Raw genomic sequence first — 18,005 nt, forward strand, 5'->3', positions numbered from 1 at the left:
GAGAGAACGGGTGGACGAGCAAAAAGCCCTGAGGGTCATGCGCGAATTGGTCGACCAAGGCCAGTTGACCGACCCGGACAGCGCCCGCGGCAAACTGCTGCAAGTGGCGGCTCACCTGTTCCGCAACAAAGGTTATGAGCGTACTACGGTGCGCGATCTGGCCGGCGCGGTGGGTATTCAGTCGGGGAGCATTTTTCATCACTTCAAAAGCAAGGACGAAATTCTCCGTGCGGTGATGGAAGAAACCATCCGCTATAACACCGCATTGATGCGCGCGGCGCTCGCCGATGCGACCAATGTGCGCGAGCGCGTATTGGCGCTGATTCGCTGTGAATTGCAATCGATCATGGGCGGCAGCGGCGAAGCCATGGCGGTGCTGGTCTATGAATGGCGCTCGTTGTCCGAAGAAGGCCAGGCCAAGGTTCTCGCCTTGCGCGATGTCTATGAAGAAATCTGGCTACAGGTGCTCGGTGAAGCCAAGGAGGCCGGGTTCATTCGTGGGGACGTATTTGTCACGCGGCGTTTCCTCACCGGTGCCCTGTCCTGGACCACCACCTGGTTCCGTGCCGGCGGCAGTCTGAGTCTTGATCAGTTGGCTGATGAGGCGCTGATTCTGGTGCTTGAAGAGCGTTGAAGCGCTTTCTATCGGGCCGGGAAACTGGCTAACTGGGCGAAACCGCCTAGCTTGAATGCATTGATCGGTATTTTTTCGGGGAGTGGGGTGTTTTGAAGTCTTTGCCAAGTCGGACCGCCGCGAGGTTATTGCTCGCAGCGCTGGCTGCATTATGGGTATTGCCCGCTCAGGCAGCGCAATTGGTTCGGGTTGGTGCAGCGCACTTTCCGCCTTATACCGTTCGCCCCGAAAACGGTGCCGACACCGGTCTGTTGCCACAGATGGTCGAGGCCTTGAACCGGCTGCAAAGCGACTATCAGTTCGTCCTCGTGCCAACTTCGATTCCGCGCCGTTTCGGTGATTTCAAGCAGGGCCGGATCGACATGGCGATCTTCGAGAACCCTGAGTGGGGCTGGAAGGAAATCCCTCACAACGACGTCGACATGGGGCTTGAGGATGCCGAGATTTTTGTCGCCCAACGCGAAGACGGCCGGCAGCAGAACTATTTTGCCGACCTCGGCGGCAAGCGTCTGGCGCTGTTCAGTGGCTATCACTACGAGTTCGCCAACTTCAATGCCGACCCGAAATTCCTCGCGCAAAACTTCAAGGCCACGCTGACCTATTCCCACGACAGCAACCTGTTGATGGTGCTGCGCGGACGCGCGGATATTGCGCTGGTGACCCGTTCGTACTTGAGTGACTACCTGCTGCGCAACGAGAAGGTGCGCGATGAATTGCTGGTGTCCCAGCGCATCGATCAGGTCTATCACCATTACGCCATCCTGCGTCCGGCCGCGCCGATAACCGGCGAAGCGTTCAGCAAGTTGCTGCAAGGCCTGCGCGACAATGGCGAAATGCTGAAGATCTTCGATCCCTATCGGATTGCCGTGGTGCCGGTGCATGATCACTGACAGGGATGCTGTTGGTACTCTGAACATGCCAGCCTACCACCCAGCGAAGGCTTTTTAACCTGTCAGACCTGACAGTGGTTGGGGCAGATTATTCCTGTTTGAATCGTGATCGTACCTGACTCTCGGTGTACGACCTTATCTTGCAGGAGTTTGAGTAATGACACATTTCATGGAAATGGATTTACCAGTCCCGGAAGTAAAAGAAGCGCTTACTAATAATACGCTCTATCCAATGGACGCTTTTGACGGGGCAACAGCGACCGTCAAATATAAGATGGAGAAGACCGATACCATTATTTTTCATTGCGAGGGGCCGGCAGGTATAGGGGTTCCCACTTTCGAGGAAAAACAAGGTAATGAAAGTGGAAGCGTTGATTTCGGGATTCTTGCCTGCACGATCGGTGCCTGCATCGGTAAAACCCTTTTTGTCTGGTATGAGGTTTCTCGAGGCAATACCTCATGGGAATCACAGAAGCTTGAACTCCAGGTGCAATATCTGGATATGTCTGATCTCCCTGCCCCGGCACTTCCAGATGTGACTCTAATCGAAGGGGATAAAGTGCTGGACCTGCGCAGTCTTTCGCATGATGCGATAGTCACATTAGCCCCCCCACCTTTTTTCGCCGTGGGTCAGAAGATGTGGGTTCGTGTTGCGGGCCTGCATGCTGACCCGTCCGAGACAGTGCTTACGCTCCTGGAGGCGGAAGAGATTGAGGAGCGTCATCTTGTCGAGGGTGTCAAGTTGACTATTCCTCGCGGATGGTTGTTTGGCCTGGATGATTATTCAGCATTGACAGTTGAATGCTTTCTCGCCTATGGCGGTCAATCAGATATTGAGACTGCTCAGGAACTTCCGCGTACGACTCACAAGATTCGTCAGCGCGAGCATCAGTTACTCGACGACTTCACAGATTTCGACCTGACGGGGTGGAACAGTTGGAAGAAAGGACCTGCCGCGGCGGATCCGTTAGATCTCATTGTGAAGAGTGACAAGACTGGACACTATCTATGGAATTGGGGATATACAAGTCCCAACAACGGTATTCACCTGTTCAAGGATTATAAGTATCTGCAGCCGGGCCGTAGTTATGAATTTACTCTGCAACTTCGCAGGAATAGTCCGGCTAATCCGGCGCCAAAACTGTCGTTGGAAAGCGATCAGTCGATCATTGTAGAACCGACACCTCTTCTATCGCCGGAATGGATCACAGTGGGTAGTACCTTCATTGCCAACTCCAGCACTGTGCAACTGCGACTGGTCAGTCATGTTAATTCTGTCGCCGGGAATGATTACGACGTAACCCGTATTCGCTTGAAGGAAATGTTGTCAGGGAACGAAGTTTAAGTCTTTTTGCAAATGAGCTTAATTTTTTGCCCTCGGCTCACGTCACATCGTTTAACTGTCGACGATTATCGTGAGCCCGACCCATGTCCAATCTGAATGACCTGACTGCCCTGGCCCTGCCTTCGGGCAGCCAGTTGGTAGCCGATGCAACCGAAAGCCGTTTGAGCCTGAGCCTGGACGGGCAGCCGCTGATTCGCCTGCGCCTTGATCGCGAGGCCAAGGGCCCGATCCATATCGATGAACGCTTCGCCTTGCCGCCGGGGCAAGCCCTGTGGGCAGCCTGTTATTGGCTGTTCGCGCGCGATCCGGCGTGCCAGCAATTGACCTGGCAACTCGACCAGCCGCCGACCGAAGCCTTGCTCAGCGGTCTGTTGGTGAACACTGAAGTGACCGGCGAATACCGCTGCGAGCGCACGCTGTTCTGGCAGTTACCGCAACCGTGGCTCGGCACGTCTCTGACCGGCTGCTATCCGCAACAAATGAAGATTAGCGCTGGCAAGCGCCATCCTTTAAGACCGGTGAAGCCGCGCGGTGAAGTCTATCGACGTTTCGATGCGCGCCTCGGCGCCTGGATTTCTCTGCGCACGGTCCAGATCGAAGACGACCTGCCGCGCTTCAATCGCTGGCAGAACAACCCGCGAGTCGCCAGTTTCTGGGACGAACAGGGCAGTCTCGAAAAGCATCGCGAATACCTCGGCAAACTCGACGCCGATCCGCACACGCTGACCTTGATCGGCTGTTTCGATGATCAGCCATTTGCCTATTTCGAAGCCTATTGGGCCAAGGAAGATCGCATCGCGCCGTTCTACGATGCCGACAATTACGACCGTGGCATTCATATGTTGGTAGGTGAGGAGGATCACCGCGGCCCGCACAAAGTGGCGAGTTGGTTATCGGCGCTGGTGCATTACCTGTTTCTGGATGATCCGCGCACTCAGCGAGTGGTCGCCGAACCGCGCGCCGACAACGCGAAGATGATCGGCTACATGCAGAACCAGTGCTTCCATTGCGAAAAAGAGTTCGACTTCCCGCACAAACGTGCAGCGCTGATGATGTTGGGGCGTGAGCGGTTTTTTGATCGGTGCAAGCTGGCTTGATATTGCCTTAAAGCAAAAGATCGCAGCCTTCGGCAGCTCCTGCACGGGTTTCGCGTTAAACCTGTAGGAGCTGCCGAAGGCTGCGATCTTTTTTGTGCGGACAACTCGGTCTTAACGACGACCCACAGCCACTGGATCCCGACGGCTGCTCGACACCTTGCGGCAGTGCACCAGCGCATCACGGATCATGAAATTGACCAGGGTCGGCGACACGCCAAGCTCCTTGGCGATGTCCTTCTGCGGCACACCATGCAGGCGATACATCTCGAATGCATAGCGCGTGCGACTCGGTAGCTCGGTCAGCGCATCGGCGATGTTTTCCAGCGTCGAGAAATTGATGTGCGAGATTTCCGGCGAAGCACCCTGAATGACCACGTTCAACCCTTCCTCCTCAGGGCCGGAGTACTTCTGTTCCAGCGCCTGTTTGCGGTAGTGATCGATCGCAAGGTTGCGCACGATCTGGAACAGATAACTCAATTGCGCCTTGATCGACGAGGTGATCGGCGGTGCCGACTGCAGTCGGAAAAACGCATCTTGCACCACATCTTCGGCGCGTGACCGGCAGCCGGTAATGCGTGCTGCAATCTTGACCAGAATCAGTCGGTTGTCGACGAATGCCTGAAGTAGCGGTGAATCGCACCTGCTTGTGGATACTTGTTCCGTCATGGAAATCACCTTACTGCCAATAGGTTAGTGGGGCGCCTGGGGGCGGGCTGCCCTACACATCGAGCGACAAATTATGTTGAATGATAATGATTGTCAAATGAGAAAGAGAAACAATCCATTGAATGGGTGCGATCTGAGAACTGCGACACGCCGCCGCACCCCAGCCCTATTAGCGATCCAGCCTGCCGACTAATTATTTCAAGACGTCATCCGTTCTCATTGGTGAATGGCTCCGGATAAAGACTCCCGGCCAGACAGCATTCCCATGCCTTGCGCGGTCGGCGTAGACCGCGCCCTGCATGCCCCGCGAGGGCGTGTCGCAGCAACCCGATTCCACTAGCAAGCCGAATTCAGGCAGGAAACCTCATGACCGACGCGTTCGAACTCCCCAGCACCCTGGTCCACGCCCTCCAGCGCCGCGCGGCCCTGACGCCGGATCGGCTGGCCTTGCGTTTTCTTGCCGAAAACGAAGCGCAGGCTGTGGTCCTCAGCTATCGCGAACTGGACCAACGCGCGCGCACCATTGCTGCTGCGTTGCAGGCCGAGGCCGAATTTGCTGATCGCGCGGTGCTGCTGTTCCCAAGTGGCCCGGATTACGTTGCGGCGTTTTTTGGTTGCCTGTATGCCGGGGTGATCGCGGTGCCGGCCTATCCACCGGAATCGGCCCGCCGTCATCATCAAGAGCGCCTGCTGTCGATCATTGCCGACGCCGAACCGCGCCTGCTACTGACCAGCGCCGACTTGCGCGATGCCTTGCAACAGATCGAAGGCGCACCGCCGCTGTTGTGCGTCGATACCCTCGACAGCGCTTTGGCTGAGCGCTGGGTTGAGCCGACTCTGCCGGCCGATCACATTGCATTCCTGCAATACACCTCAGGCTCCACCGCGCTGCCCAAAGGCGTGCAGGTCAGCCACGGCAATCTGGTCGCCAACGAGCTGCTGATTCGCCACGGTTTTGGCATCGACGTGAACCCCGATGACGTCATCGTCAGCTGGCTGCCGCTGTACCACGACATGGGTTTGATCGGCGGTCTGTTGCAGCCGATTTTCAGCGGTGTGCCGTGCATCCTGATGTCGCCGGCGTACTTCCTCGGCCGGCCACTGCGCTGGCTCGAAGCGATCAGCCAATACGGCGGCACCATCAGCGGCGGGCCGGATTTCGCCTATCGCTTGTGCAGCGAGCGGGTCAGTGAATCGGCGCTTGAACGTCTCGACCTGAGTCGCTGGCGCGTGGCCTATTCCGGCTCCGAACCGATCCGTCTCGACACCAACGAACGCTTCGCCGAAAAATTCGCGGCGTGTGGTTTCAGTGCCGACAGTTTCATGGCTTCGTACGGTCTGGCCGAGGCCACGCTGTTCGTCGCCGGCACGCCGCGCGGCAAGGGCATTCCTGCGCTGCGCGTGGACGATCAGGCGCTGGCGCAAAACCGTGCAGAGCCGGGCGACGGCAGCGCGATCATGAGTTGCGGCATCAGCCAGCCAGAACACGCGGTGCTGATCGTTGAGCCAACCCGTCTGGAAGAACTCGCCGACAATGCCGTCGGCGAAGTCTGGGCGGCTGGCCCGAGCATCGCTCACGGTTACTGGCGCAACCCCGAGGCCAGCGCCAAGACTTTCGTCCAGCACGCCAGCCGCACCTGGCTGCGCACCGGTGACCTGGGTTTCATGCGTGACGGCGAACTGTTCGTCACCGGTCGCCTGAAAGACATGTTGATCGTGCGCGGCCATAACCTCTATCCGCAGGACATCGAGAAGACGATCGAGAGCGAAGTGGAAGTGGTACGCAAGGGCCGGGTCGCGGCATTTGCGGTGACTCAGGACGGCGAAGAAGGCATCGGTATCGCGGCGGAGATCAGCCGCAGCGTGCAGAAAATTCTGCCGCCAGAAACGCTGATCAAAACCATCCGCCAAGCGGTGGCCGAGGCCTATCAGCAAGCACCGAGCGTGGTGGTGTTGCTCAATCCGGGCGCATTGCCGAAAACCTCCAGCGGCAAATTGCAGCGTTCGGCCTGCCGTAATCGCCTGGCCGATGGCAGCCTCGACAGCTATGCGGTGTTCCCTTCAGATGAAGCGCAAGGTGCCGAATCGACCCTGCAAGCATCCGAACTCGAAGCCCTGATCGGCAAGATCTGGGCCGCGCAACTGAGCGTCAAACAGGTCAATGCCGACGATCACTTCTTCCTGCTCGGTGGCAACTCGATTGCCGCCACCCAAGTGATCGCCCGGGTGCGCGAAGAGCTCGGTCTGGCGCTGAGCCTGCGTCTGCTTTTCGAAGCGCCGACGCTGTCCGCCTTCGCCGCCGCCGTGGCCTTGCAACAACAGGATGGCGGCAGCGCTCAAGGCGAAATCATTTCCCTGTCGCGCACGGAGCCAATGCCACAATCGCTGGCGCAAAATCGCTTGTGGATCACCTGGCGACTGGATCCGCAAAGCAGCGCCTACAACATTCCGGGGGCGCTGCGTCTGCGCGGCGAGCTCGACGAAGATGCTTTGCGCGCAAGCTTCCAGCAACTGATCGAACGCCACGAATCCCTGCGCACGCGCTTCTTTGAACGCGACGGCGTGGCACTGCAACAAGTCGATGCTGCGGCTGAATTCAACCTGCAACTGGTCGACATCAGTGACCTGCCAACCCATGAACGTGAAGCTCGCGCTGAGCAAATCCGTGAGGACGAAGCGCGCACCCGGTTCGATCTGGAAGAAGGCCCGCTACTCAGGGTGACGCTGATTCGCCTTGATGACGAAGACCACAAACTGCTGGTGACGATGCACCACATCATCGCCGACGGCTGGTCGCTGAACGTGTTGATCGATGAATTCTCGCGCCTGTATGCCGCCGCCTCCCAAGGCCAGCGCACTGAGCTCGCGGCATTGCCAACCCAGTACGCCGACTACGGCAGTTGGCAGCGCCAATGGCTGGCGCAAGGTGAGGGCAAGCGGCAACTGGCCTACTGGAAAGCGCAGTTGGGCGATGAGCATCCGACGCTGGAACTGGCCACCGATCAGCCGCGTTCGGCGCAGCGCATTCGCAGCGCCGCGCGCCACAGCGTACGTCTGAGCGTCAGCCTCAGCGAAGCCATTCGGCAGACTGCCCAAGCGCACGATGCCACACCGTTCATGCTGTTGCTCGCGGCGTTCCAGAGCTTGCTGCACCGTTACAGCGGTCAACGTGATATTCGCGTGGGCGTGCCCAATGCCAACCGTCCACGGCTGGAAACCCAAGGCCTGATCGGCTTCTTCATCAACACTCAGGTGCTGCGCGCCGACGTCGATTCACGCCTGTCGTTCACCGAGTTGCTGGCACAAACCCGCGAGGCTGCACTCGGCGCACAAGCCCATCAGGACCTGCCGTTCGAACAACTGCTCGAAGCCTTCCCGCAGGCTCGCGAACAAGGCCTGTTCCAGGTCATGTTCAACCATCAGCAACGTGACCTCAGTGCACTCAAACGCTTGCCCGGTCTGCTCGCCGAAGAGTTGCCGTGGCACAGCCGCGAGGCCAAGTTCGATCTGCAATTGCACAGCGAAGAAGACCGCAACGGGCGCCTGACCTTGTCCTTCGACTATGCCGATGAGCTGTTCGACGCCGCGACCATCGGGCGGCTGGCGGAGCATTTCAGCAATCTTCTGCGAGATGCCTGCGAGCGTCCGCACCACGCCATCGGTGATCTGCAACTGTTGACTGCCAGCGAAAGCGAACAGCAATCAGATTGGAGCAGCGTCCCTTGTGCCAAGGCTGAGCAATGGCTGCCGGAACTGCTCAACGAACAACTGCGCCTGACCCCGCAACGCACCGCGCTGGTGTGGGATGGCGGCAGTCTCGATTTCGCCGAACTACATGCTCAATCCAATCGACTGGCGCATTACCTGCGCGACAAAGGTGTCGGCCCGGATGTCTGCGTGGCCATCGCGGCCGAGCGTTCGCCGCAACTGCTGATCGGCCTGTTGGCGATCATCAAGGCAGGCGGCGCTTATGTCCCGCTCGATCCGGATTACCCGGCCGAGCGTCTGGCCTACATGCTCAGCGACAGCGGCGTCGAATTGCTGCTGACGCAAACCGCATTGCTCGACCGCTTGCCGGCCCGCGAAGGCGTCAGCGTCATCGCCATGGATGCCTTGCATCTGGAGAACTGGCCAAGCCATGCGCCGGGACTGCACCTGCACGGCGACAACCTCGCCTACGTGATTTACACCTCCGGTTCCACCGGTCAACCGAAAGGCGTCGGCAACACCCACGCGGCGTTGGCTGAACGTCTGCAATGGATGCAGAACACTTATCGCCTGAACGACAGCGACGTGCTGATGCAAAAAGCGCCGATCAGTTTTGACGTGTCGGTGTGGGAATGCTTCTGGCCGCTGATCACGGGTGCGCGCCTGCTGATTACCGCACCGGGCGAACACCGTGATCCGCATCGCATCGCGCAACTGGTTCAGCAATATGGCGTGACCACATTGCACTTCGTGCCGCCGCTGCTCTCGCTGTTCATCGACGAGCCGCTCAGCGCCGAATGCACCAGCCTGCGCCGGGTTTTCTCCGGCGGCGAAGCCTTGCCAGCCGAGTTGCGCAACCGCGTGCTGGCGCAACTGCCGGCAGTGCAACTGCACAACCGCTATGGCCCGACTGAAACCGCGATCAACGTCACCCACTGGCATTGCACCGCCGCTGATGGCGAGCGCTCGCCCATTGGCCGACCGCTGGGCAACGTGGTGTGTCGCGTGCTCGACGCTGACCTCAATCCTGTACCTGCGGGCGTACCCGGCGAGCTGTGCATCAGCGGTATCGGGCTGGCGCGTGGTTATCTCGGTCGCCCGGCGCTGACCGCCGAACGTTTTGTGGTCGATCCATTGGGCGAGCAGGGTGCTCGCTTGTACCGCACCGGTGACCGTGCACGCTGGACTGACGATGGCGTGATCGAATACCTCGGCCGTCTCGATCAGCAGGTCAAACTGCGCGGCTTTCGCGTCGAACCGGAAGAAATCGAAGCACGCTTGCTGGCACACGACGGCGTCGCCCAAGCCGTGGTGCTGGTGCGTGAAACCGCTGCCGGCGCGCAACTGATCGGCTACTTCACGGCGACCGATGCCAGCGCAGACCAGGACGCGCAAATCAACCGACTGAAAACCGCACTGGCCACCGAACTCCCTGATTACATGGTCCCGGCGCAGCTGATGCGCCTCGACGCAATGCCCCTGAGCCCGAGCGGCAAACTCGACCGCCGCGCCTTGCCCGAGCCGCAATGGCAAGTGCGTGAGCATGTCGAACCGGTCACTGAACTGGAGCAACAGATCGCCGCCATCTGGCGCGAAGTGCTGGGCCTGGCGCAAATCGGCCTGCGTGACGATTTCTTTGCCCTCGGCGGTCATTCGCTGCTGGCCACGCAAATCATCTCGCGCACCCGTCAGGCTTGCGACGTCGAATTGCCGTTGCGCGCGTTGTTCGAACACAGTGAGCTCGGTGATTTCGCCGAACAGATCCGTCTGATCCAGGTCAGCGGTCGCACTAACAAACAGCCGCCGATTGAAAAGGTCGACCGCAGCCAACCCGTGCCGTTGTCCTACTCGCAACAGCGCATGTGGTTCCTCTGGCAGATGGAACCGGACAGTCCGGCGTACAACGTCGGCGGCATGGCGCGCCTGCGTGGCGTGTTGCATGTCGAGCATTTCGAGGCGGCATTGCAAGCGCTGATCCTGCGCCACGAAACCCTGCGCACGACATTCCCAAGTGTCGATGGCGTGGCCCGTCAGCAGGTGCACGCCGAGACTGGCGTGCGCATGGGCTGGAAAGATTTCTCGACACTCGCGGCTGACCAGCGTGAGCAGAACGTCCAGCAACTGGCCGACGAAGAAGCGCATCTGCCGTTCGATCTGGAAACCGGTCCGCTGCTGCGCGCCTGTCTGGTCAAGACTGCCGAGCATGAGCATTACTTCGTCCTGACCCTGCATCACATCGTCACCGAAGGCTGGGCGATGGACATTTTTGCCCGTGAACTCAGCGCGTTGTACGAAGCGTTCGTCGATGATCGCGAATCGCCGCTGGAGTCGTTGCCGGTGCAGTACCTCGACTACAGCGTCTGGCAGCGCAACTGGCTGGAGTCCGGCGAGCGTCAGCGTCAACTCGACTACTGGACCGCGCAACTGGGCCGCGAACATCCGTTGCTGGAATTGCCGGGTGACCGCCCGCGTCCACCGGTGCAGAGCCATCAGGGTGAGCTGTTCCGTTTCGACCTCAGTGATGACCTCGCCGCGCGGGTCCGGGCGTTCAATGCGCAAAACGGTCTGACCCTGTTCATGACCATGACCGCCGCACTCGCCACGCTGCTTTACCGCTACAGCGGCCAGACCGATCTGCGCATCGGCGCGCCGGTGGCGAACCGTATCCGTCCGGAAAGCGAAGGGCTGATCGGCGCGTTCCTCAACACTCAGGTGCTGCGTTGCCAGCTCGACGGGCAGATGTCGGTCGGCGAGTTGTTTGAGCAGGTGCGCCACACCGTGATCGAAGGGCAGTCCCATCAGGATCTGCCGTTCGATCATCTGGTTGAAGCCTTGCAGCCACCGCGCAGCGCCGCTTACAACCCGCTTTTTCAGGTGATGTGCAACGTGCAGCGCTGGGAATTCCAGCAGAGCCGCATGCTCGCCGGCATGACCGTCGAGTACCTGGCCAACGATGCGCGGGCGACCAAGTTCGATCTCAACCTGGAGGTCACCGACCTCGACCATCGCCTGGGCTGCTGCCTGACGTACAGCACCGATCTGTTCGACGAGCCGACCATCGCGCGCATGGCCGGACATTGGCGCAACCTGCTGGAAGCGCTGATCGCCGACCCGCAACAACGCCTCAGCGAATTGGCGCTGCTGAACGCCCCGGAGCAACAGCGACTGCTCGACAGCCTAGGCGTCGAGCCGGGCGAGCATCGTCTCGATCAGTGCATTCATCACCTGTTCGCCGAGCAAGCACTGCTGCGCAAAAATGCGCCAGCCCTGACGTTCGCCGACCAGACCTTGAGCTACGCCGAACTCGACGCCCGCGCCAATCGTCTGGCCTGGGCCCTGCGTGAGCGCGGCGTTGGACCGCAAGTGCGCGTTGGTCTGGCGCTCGAGCGTTCGCTGGAGATGGTCATCGGCCTGCTGGCGATCCTCAAGGCTGGCGGCGCTTATGTGCCGCTCGATCCGGAATACCCGCTCGACCGTTTGCATTACATGATTGAAGACAGCCGCATCGGTCTGCTACTCAGTGATCGCGCGATGTTCAACGCGCTCGGCGAGCTACCGTCGAGCGTGGCGAGTTGGTGCCTGGAAGAGGACAGCGCCGCACTGGCCGATTTCCCGGCCACCGAGCTGCCATTTATCAGCCTGCCGCAGCATCAGGCCTACCTGATTTACACCTCGGGTTCGACCGGTAAACCGAAAGGCGTGGTGGTGTCCCACGGCGAAATAGCGATGCATTGCCAAGCTGTCATCGAGCGTTTCGGCATGCGCCCTGACGACTGCGAGTTGCACTTCTATTCGATCAACTTCGATGCTGCGACCGAGCGCTTGCTGGTGCCACTGCTCAGCGGCGCGCAGTTGGTGTTGCGGGCGCAAGGGCAGTGGGACGCCGAAGAAATCTGCGGGCTGATCCGCACCCATCGCATCAACGTCCTGGGTTTCACCCCGAGCTACGGCAGCCAGTTGGCGCAGTTCCTCGCCACGCAAAACGACATTCTGCCGGTGCGGATGATCATCACCGGCGGCGAAGCGCTGACCGGCGAACACCTGCAACGCATTCGTGCGGCGTTCAAGCCGAGCCTGTTTTTCAACGCCTATGGCCCGACCGAAACCGTGGTCATGCCGCTGGCCAGTCTGGCCCCGGACGTGCTCGAAGAGGGCGCCGGCAGTGTGCCGATCGGCAGCGTGATCGGCGCTCGCGTGGCGTACATTCTCGACGCCGATCTTGCGTTGGTGCCGCAAGGCGCGACCGGTGAATTGTTTGTCGGCGGCGCGGGTCTGGCGCAGGCTTATCACGACCGTCCGGGTATCACCGCCGAACGTTTTGTCGCTGACCCGTTTGCCGCTGATGGCGGACGCATGTATCGCACTGGCGACCTGGTGCGCCAGCGTGCCGACGGTCTGGTCGAGTACCTGGGTCGGATCGACCATCAGGTGAAAATCCGTGGTTTCCGTATCGAACTTGGTGAAATCGAAACGCGCTTGCTTGACCACGACTCAATTCGCGAAGCGGTGGTACTGGCGCTGGATGCGCCGAGCGGCAAACAACTGGTTGGCTACCTTGTCACCGAGATTGCCGAGCACAGCGAGACTGAACAAGCTCAACTGCGCGAAGCACTGAAGACGCACCTCAAGGCTCAACTGCCGGATTACATGGTGCCGACCCACCTGATTCTGCTGGCAAGCATGCCGCTCACCGCCAACGGCAAACTCGATCGTCGCGCACTGCCGGCGCCGGATCCGGAGCTGAATCGTCAGGACTATGTGGCGCCGAGCAACGAGCTCGAACAAACCCTGGCGCAGATCTGGTGCGAAGTGCTCAACGTCGAACAGGTCGGCCTCAACGACAACTTCTTCGAGCTGGGTGGCGATTCGATTCTGTCGATTCAAGTGGTCAGCCGCGCGCGTCAGCAGGGCATTCATTTCAGTCCGCGTGATCTGTTCCAGCATCAGACCGTGCAGACCCTCGCCGCTGTGGCCAGCCGCACCGAGCTGGTGACAGCCGAGCAAGGTCTGGTAGCTGGTGAATCGCGTCTGACGCCGATTCAGCACTGGTTCTTCGATACCGATATTCCTGAGCGTCAGCACTGGAACCAGGCGTTGTTGCTGGAACCGACTACCGCGCTGGAGCCGCAGCTTCTTGAACGAGCGCTACTGGCGGTGATCGAGCAGCACGACGCCCTGCGTCTGCGCTTCACCGAGGTAGACGGTCAGTGGCAAGCGGTACATCAACCGGTTTCGGATGCCGTTGTTTTGTCCTCAGTACGCGTCGCGTCGATGGACATGTGCGAGGCGCTGTTCGCCGATGCTCAACGCAGTCTTGATCTGGAAAACGGTCCGCTGCTGCGTGCCTTGCTGGTCGATGGCCCGCACGCTCAGCAACGCCTGTTCATCGCCATTCATCACTTGGTGGTCGACGGTGTGTCTTGGCGCGTTTTGCTCGACGATCTGCAAACCGTGTATCGCCAGCTCGACGCCGGGCAGTCGGTGAAACTGCCGGCGAAAACCAGTGCCTTCAAGGATTGGGCGGCACGCCTGCAGGCTTACGCCGGGAGCGAATCACTGCGCGAAGAACTCAACTGGTGGCAGACCCAACTGGCCGGTCCGAGCGCTGATCTGCCCTGCGAAAACCCACAGGGCGGCCAGCAGAATCGCCACGCGCAAACCGTCAGCGTGCGCCTCGATGCCGAGCGCACCCGACAATTGCTGCAACAGGCGCCAAGTGCTTATCGCACGCAGGTCAACGATCTGCTGCTGACCGCGTTGGCCCGTGTGCTGTGCCGCTGGAGCGGGCAACCGTCGGCGCTGATTCAACTGGAAGGCCACGGCCGCGAAACCCTGTTCGACGAGATCGACCTGACCCGCACCGTCGGCTGGTTTACCAGCGCCTATCCATTGCGCCTGACGCCGCACAACATCGAAGAAGCCGCCGGGCAGGGCGCTTCGATCAAGGCGATCAAGGAGCAGTTGCGCGCTGTGCCGCACAAAGGCCTCGGTTATGGCGTGCTGCGTTATCTGGCGGATGAACTCAGCCAACGCAGCATGGCCGCGCTGCCGAATGCGCCGATCACCTTCAACTACCTTGGCCAGTTCGATCAGAGTTTCGCCAGCGATGCGCTGTTCCGTCCGCTGGATGAACCGGTCGGCGCGGCCCACGATCCGCAGGCGCCGTTGCCGAACGAGTTGAGCGTCGACAGTCAGGTCTACGGCGGTGAACTGCTGCTGCGCTGGACCTTCAGCGCCGAACGTTACGAGGCGCAGACCATCAATGATCTGGCCGACGCCTACCTGGGCGAATTGCAAAGCCTGATCGAGCATTGCCTGCAAGCTGAGGCCGGTGGCCTGACGCCGTCGGACTTCCCGCTGGCGAAACTGACCCAGGCGCAACTCGATGCCTTGCCGGTGCCTGCCGCACACATTGAAGACGTCTATCCGCTGACGCCGATGCAGGAAGGCATGTTGCTGCACACCTTGCTCGAACCGGGCACCGGTCTGTACTACATGCAGGATCGCTACCGCATCAACAGCGAACTCGACCCCGAGCGTTTCGCTCAAGCGTGGCAAGCCGTGATCGGCCGTCATGAAGCGTTGCGTGCCTCGTTCTGCTGGAACGTCGGCGAAGACATGCTGCAAGTGATTCACACGCCGGGGCGCACGCCAATCGAGTATCTGGACTGGAGCGCCATCAGCGACGCCGAGCAGGAACCCAAGCTGCAAGCGCTGCTCAAAAGCGAGCGCGAAGCCGGGTTCGATCTGCTCAACCAGGCACCGTTCCACTTGCGTCTGATCAAGGTCGGCGCGGCGCGCTACTGGTTCATGATGAGCAACCACCACATCCTCATCGATGCCTGGTGCCGTTCGCTGCTGATGAACGATTTCTTCGAGATCTACACCGCGCTTGGCGAAGGTCGCGAAGCTCAACTGAGCGTGCCGCCGCGTTATCGCGATTACATCGGCTGGCTGCAACGTCAGAGTCTTGCCGAAGCGCGTCAGTGGTGGCAGCAAAACCTGCAAGGGTTTGAACGCACCACGCCGATCCCGAGCGACCGACCGTTCCTGCGAGAACATGCCGGCGAAAGTGGCGGCATGATCGTCGGTGACCGCTACACCCGTCTCGATGTTGCGGATGGTGCCCGTCTGCGTGAGCTGGCCCAGGCCCATCAACTGACCATCAATACCTTCGCCCAAGCGGCATGGGCACTGGTGCTACGGCGCATGAGCGGTGATCGCGACGTGCTGTTCGGTGTGACCGTTGCCGGGCGTCCGGTTGAGATGCCGGAAATGCAACGCACCGTCGGCCTGTTCATCAACAGTATCGCGCTGCGAGTGCAGATGCCGGCGGACGATCAGCGTACCAGCGTGCGGCAATGGCTGAGCGGGTTGCTCGACAGCAACATGCAACTGCGCGAGTACGAATACCTGCCGCTGGTGAGCATTCAGGAGCAAAGCGAACTGCCGAAAGGCCAACCGCTGTTCGATAGCCTGTTTGTGTTCGAGAACGCGCCGGTAGAAGTCTCGGTACTGGACCGTGCGCAGAGCCTGAACGCAACCTCGGATTCGGGCCGCACCCACACCAACTTCCCGCTGACGGCGGTGTGTTATCCGGGCGATGACCTTGGGCTGCACCTGTCGTATGACCAGCGTTACTTCGACGAGTCGACGGTCGAGCGCATGCTCGGCGAGTTCAAGCGTCTGCTGCTGGCGCTGGTCGACGGTTTCCATGGCGACATGGCCGATCTGCCGTTGCTGGGCAGTGAGGAGCAGGACTTCCTGCTCCACGGTTGCAACCAGAGCGCCCACGATTATCCGTTGGAGCAGAGCTACGTTTCGCTGTTCGAAGCGCAGGTTGCGGCGCATCCGGAGCGTATTGCCGCCAGTTGCCTGAATGTTCAATTGAGCTATCAGGCGCTGAACCAGAATGCCAACCGTCTCGGCCATGCCTTGGTCGCGGCCGGGGTGCAAATGGATCAACCGGTGGCGTTGCTGGCCGAGCGTAATCTTGATTTGCTGGGCATGATCATCGGCAGCTTCAAGGCGGGTGCTGGTTACTTGCCGCTGGACCCGGGACTGCCGAGCCAGCGTCTGCAACGGATCATTGAGCTGAGCCGCACGCCAGTGCTGGTGTGCAGCGAGGCGTGCCGTGAACAGGCGCAGACGTTGCTCGATGAATTCAGTTGCGCCAATCGTCCACGCTTGCTGGTGTGGGAAGAGGTGCAAGCGCTGGCGACATCGGCGCAGAACCCTGGCATTCACAGTGGCCCGGACAACCTCGCCTATGTGATCTACACCTCCGGCTCCACCGGTTTGCCGAAAGGCGTAATGGTCGAGCAGCGCGGCATGCTCAACAATCAGTTGAGCAAGGTGCCGTACCTCGATTTGAGCGAGGCCGACGTGATCGCGCAAACCGCTTCGCAGAGCTTCGATATTTCGGTCTGGCAGTTCCTCGCTGCACCGCTGTTTGGTGCACGGGTCGACATCGTGCCGAATACCATCGCTCACGATCCGCAAGGGTTGCTGGTGCATGTGCAGGCCCAGGGCATTACCGTGCTGGAGAGTGTGCCGTCGCTGATTCAGGGCATGCTCGCCTCGGATCGTCTGAGCCTCGACGGTCTGCGCTGGATGCTGCCGACCGGTGAAGCAATGCCGCCGGAACTGGCGCACCAATGGCTGCTGCGTTACCCGGACATTGGTCTGGTCAACGCTTATGGTCCGGCGGAATGCTCGGACGACGTGGCGTTCTACCGCGTGGACATGGCGTCGACTCGCGGCAGTTATTTGCCGATCGGTACGCCGACCGACAACAATTTGCTGTACGTGCTGGATGGCGCGCTGGAACTGGTGCCGTTGGGCGCTGTGGGTGAGTTGTGCGTGGCGGGCACCGGGGTGGGGCGCGGCTATGTCAGCGATCCGCTGCGAACCGCGCCGGTGTTTGTGCCGAACCCGTTCGGCGCACCGGGCGAACGCTTGTATCGCACCGGTGACCTGGCGCGCCGCCGCAGCGATGGCGTGTTGGAGTACGTCGGCCGGGTCGACCATCAGGTGAAGATTCGCGGCTACCGCATCGAGTTGGGTGAAATCGAAGCGCGTCTGCACGAACAGCCGGAAGTCCGCGATGCCGCGGTCGGTGTGCAGGAAGGCATCAACGGCAAGCATCTGGTCGGCTATCTGGTGGCAGCGGATTCTGCGCTGAACCCGAGCGATCGCCTGGAGCGCATCAAGCAACGCCTGCGCAGTGAACTGCCGGAATACATGGTGCCGCTGCACTGGCTATGGCTCGCGCAACTGCCGCTCAATGCCAACGGCAAGCTTGATCGCAAGGCGTTACCGGCACTGGAGATCGGTCAGTTGCAGAGCCAGGATTACCTGGCGCCGCGCAACGAGCTGGAGCAAACCCTGGCAGATATCTGGGCCGAGGTGCTGAAGGTCGAGCAGGTTGGCGTGCGCGACAACTTCTTCGAACTCGGCGGGCACTCGTTGCTGGCCACGCAGATCGCCTCGCGCGTACAGAAAACCCTGCAACGCGATGTGCCGCTGCGAGCTATGTTCGAGTGCAGTACGGTTGCGGAACTGGCCGAGTACATCGATGGGCTGGCGGCCGGTGAAATCACTGAGGAGAAGGTGGATCGGTTGAATGATCTGATGGCGGAGCTGGAGGGTTTTTAAAAGCAAAA

General features: G+C 60.3%; 6 protein-coding genes. 5 read left to right on the forward strand and 1 reads right to left on the reverse strand.

The genetic code is table 11. From position 1 onward, the window contains the following. Window positions 1-10: 10 nt before the first annotated feature. From ICA15_RS17285 to ICA15_RS17300, 4 genes are all read left to right on the forward strand, one after another. Window positions 11-634 carry a TetR/AcrR family transcriptional regulator gene (locus ICA15_RS17285; protein ID WP_150603388.1) on the forward strand — a complete coding sequence of 208 codons (624 nt, stop codon included), beginning with the start codon at window positions 11-13 and terminating at the stop codon, window positions 632-634. 92 nt (window positions 635-726) lie between these two features. Then, entirely contained in the window at window positions 727-1,524 is a 798-nt protein-coding gene (locus ICA15_RS17290; RefSeq protein ID WP_210553935.1) for a substrate-binding periplasmic protein, read from the forward strand. 157 nt (window positions 1,525-1,681) lie between these two features. Then, window positions 1,682-2,869, forward strand: a complete 1,188-nt coding sequence (locus ICA15_RS17295) for a hypothetical protein (protein WP_210553934.1) — start codon at window positions 1,682-1,684, stop codon at window positions 2,867-2,869. An 83-nt stretch (window positions 2,870-2,952) separates the two neighbouring features. Further along, window positions 2,953-3,966 carry a GNAT family N-acetyltransferase gene (locus tag ICA15_RS17300; protein WP_150603390.1) on the forward strand — a complete coding sequence of 338 codons (1,014 nt, stop codon included), beginning with the start codon at window positions 2,953-2,955 and terminating at the stop codon, window positions 3,964-3,966. A gap of 111 nt (window positions 3,967-4,077) precedes the next feature. On the opposite strand, the gene ICA15_RS17305 is transcribed toward ICA15_RS17300, so the two are convergent. After that, complete coding sequence (locus ICA15_RS17305; RefSeq protein ID WP_210553933.1) at window positions 4,078-4,632, reverse strand: RNA polymerase factor sigma-70; 555 nt, start codon at window positions 4,630-4,632, stop codon at window positions 4,078-4,080. Between the two features lie 366 nt (window positions 4,633-4,998). On the opposite strand from ICA15_RS17305, the gene ICA15_RS17310 reads away from it, so the two are divergent. Further along, entirely contained in the window at window positions 4,999-17,997 is a 12,999-nt protein-coding gene (locus tag ICA15_RS17310) for a non-ribosomal peptide synthetase (RefSeq protein ID WP_210553932.1), read from the forward strand. The last annotated feature ends 8 nt before the right edge of the window (window positions 17,998-18,005 follow it).

The sequence above is a fragment of the Pseudomonas sp. P116 genome (assembly GCF_020149425.1).
Taxonomy (GTDB): domain Bacteria; phylum Pseudomonadota; class Gammaproteobacteria; order Pseudomonadales; family Pseudomonadaceae; genus Aquipseudomonas; species Aquipseudomonas anatoliensis.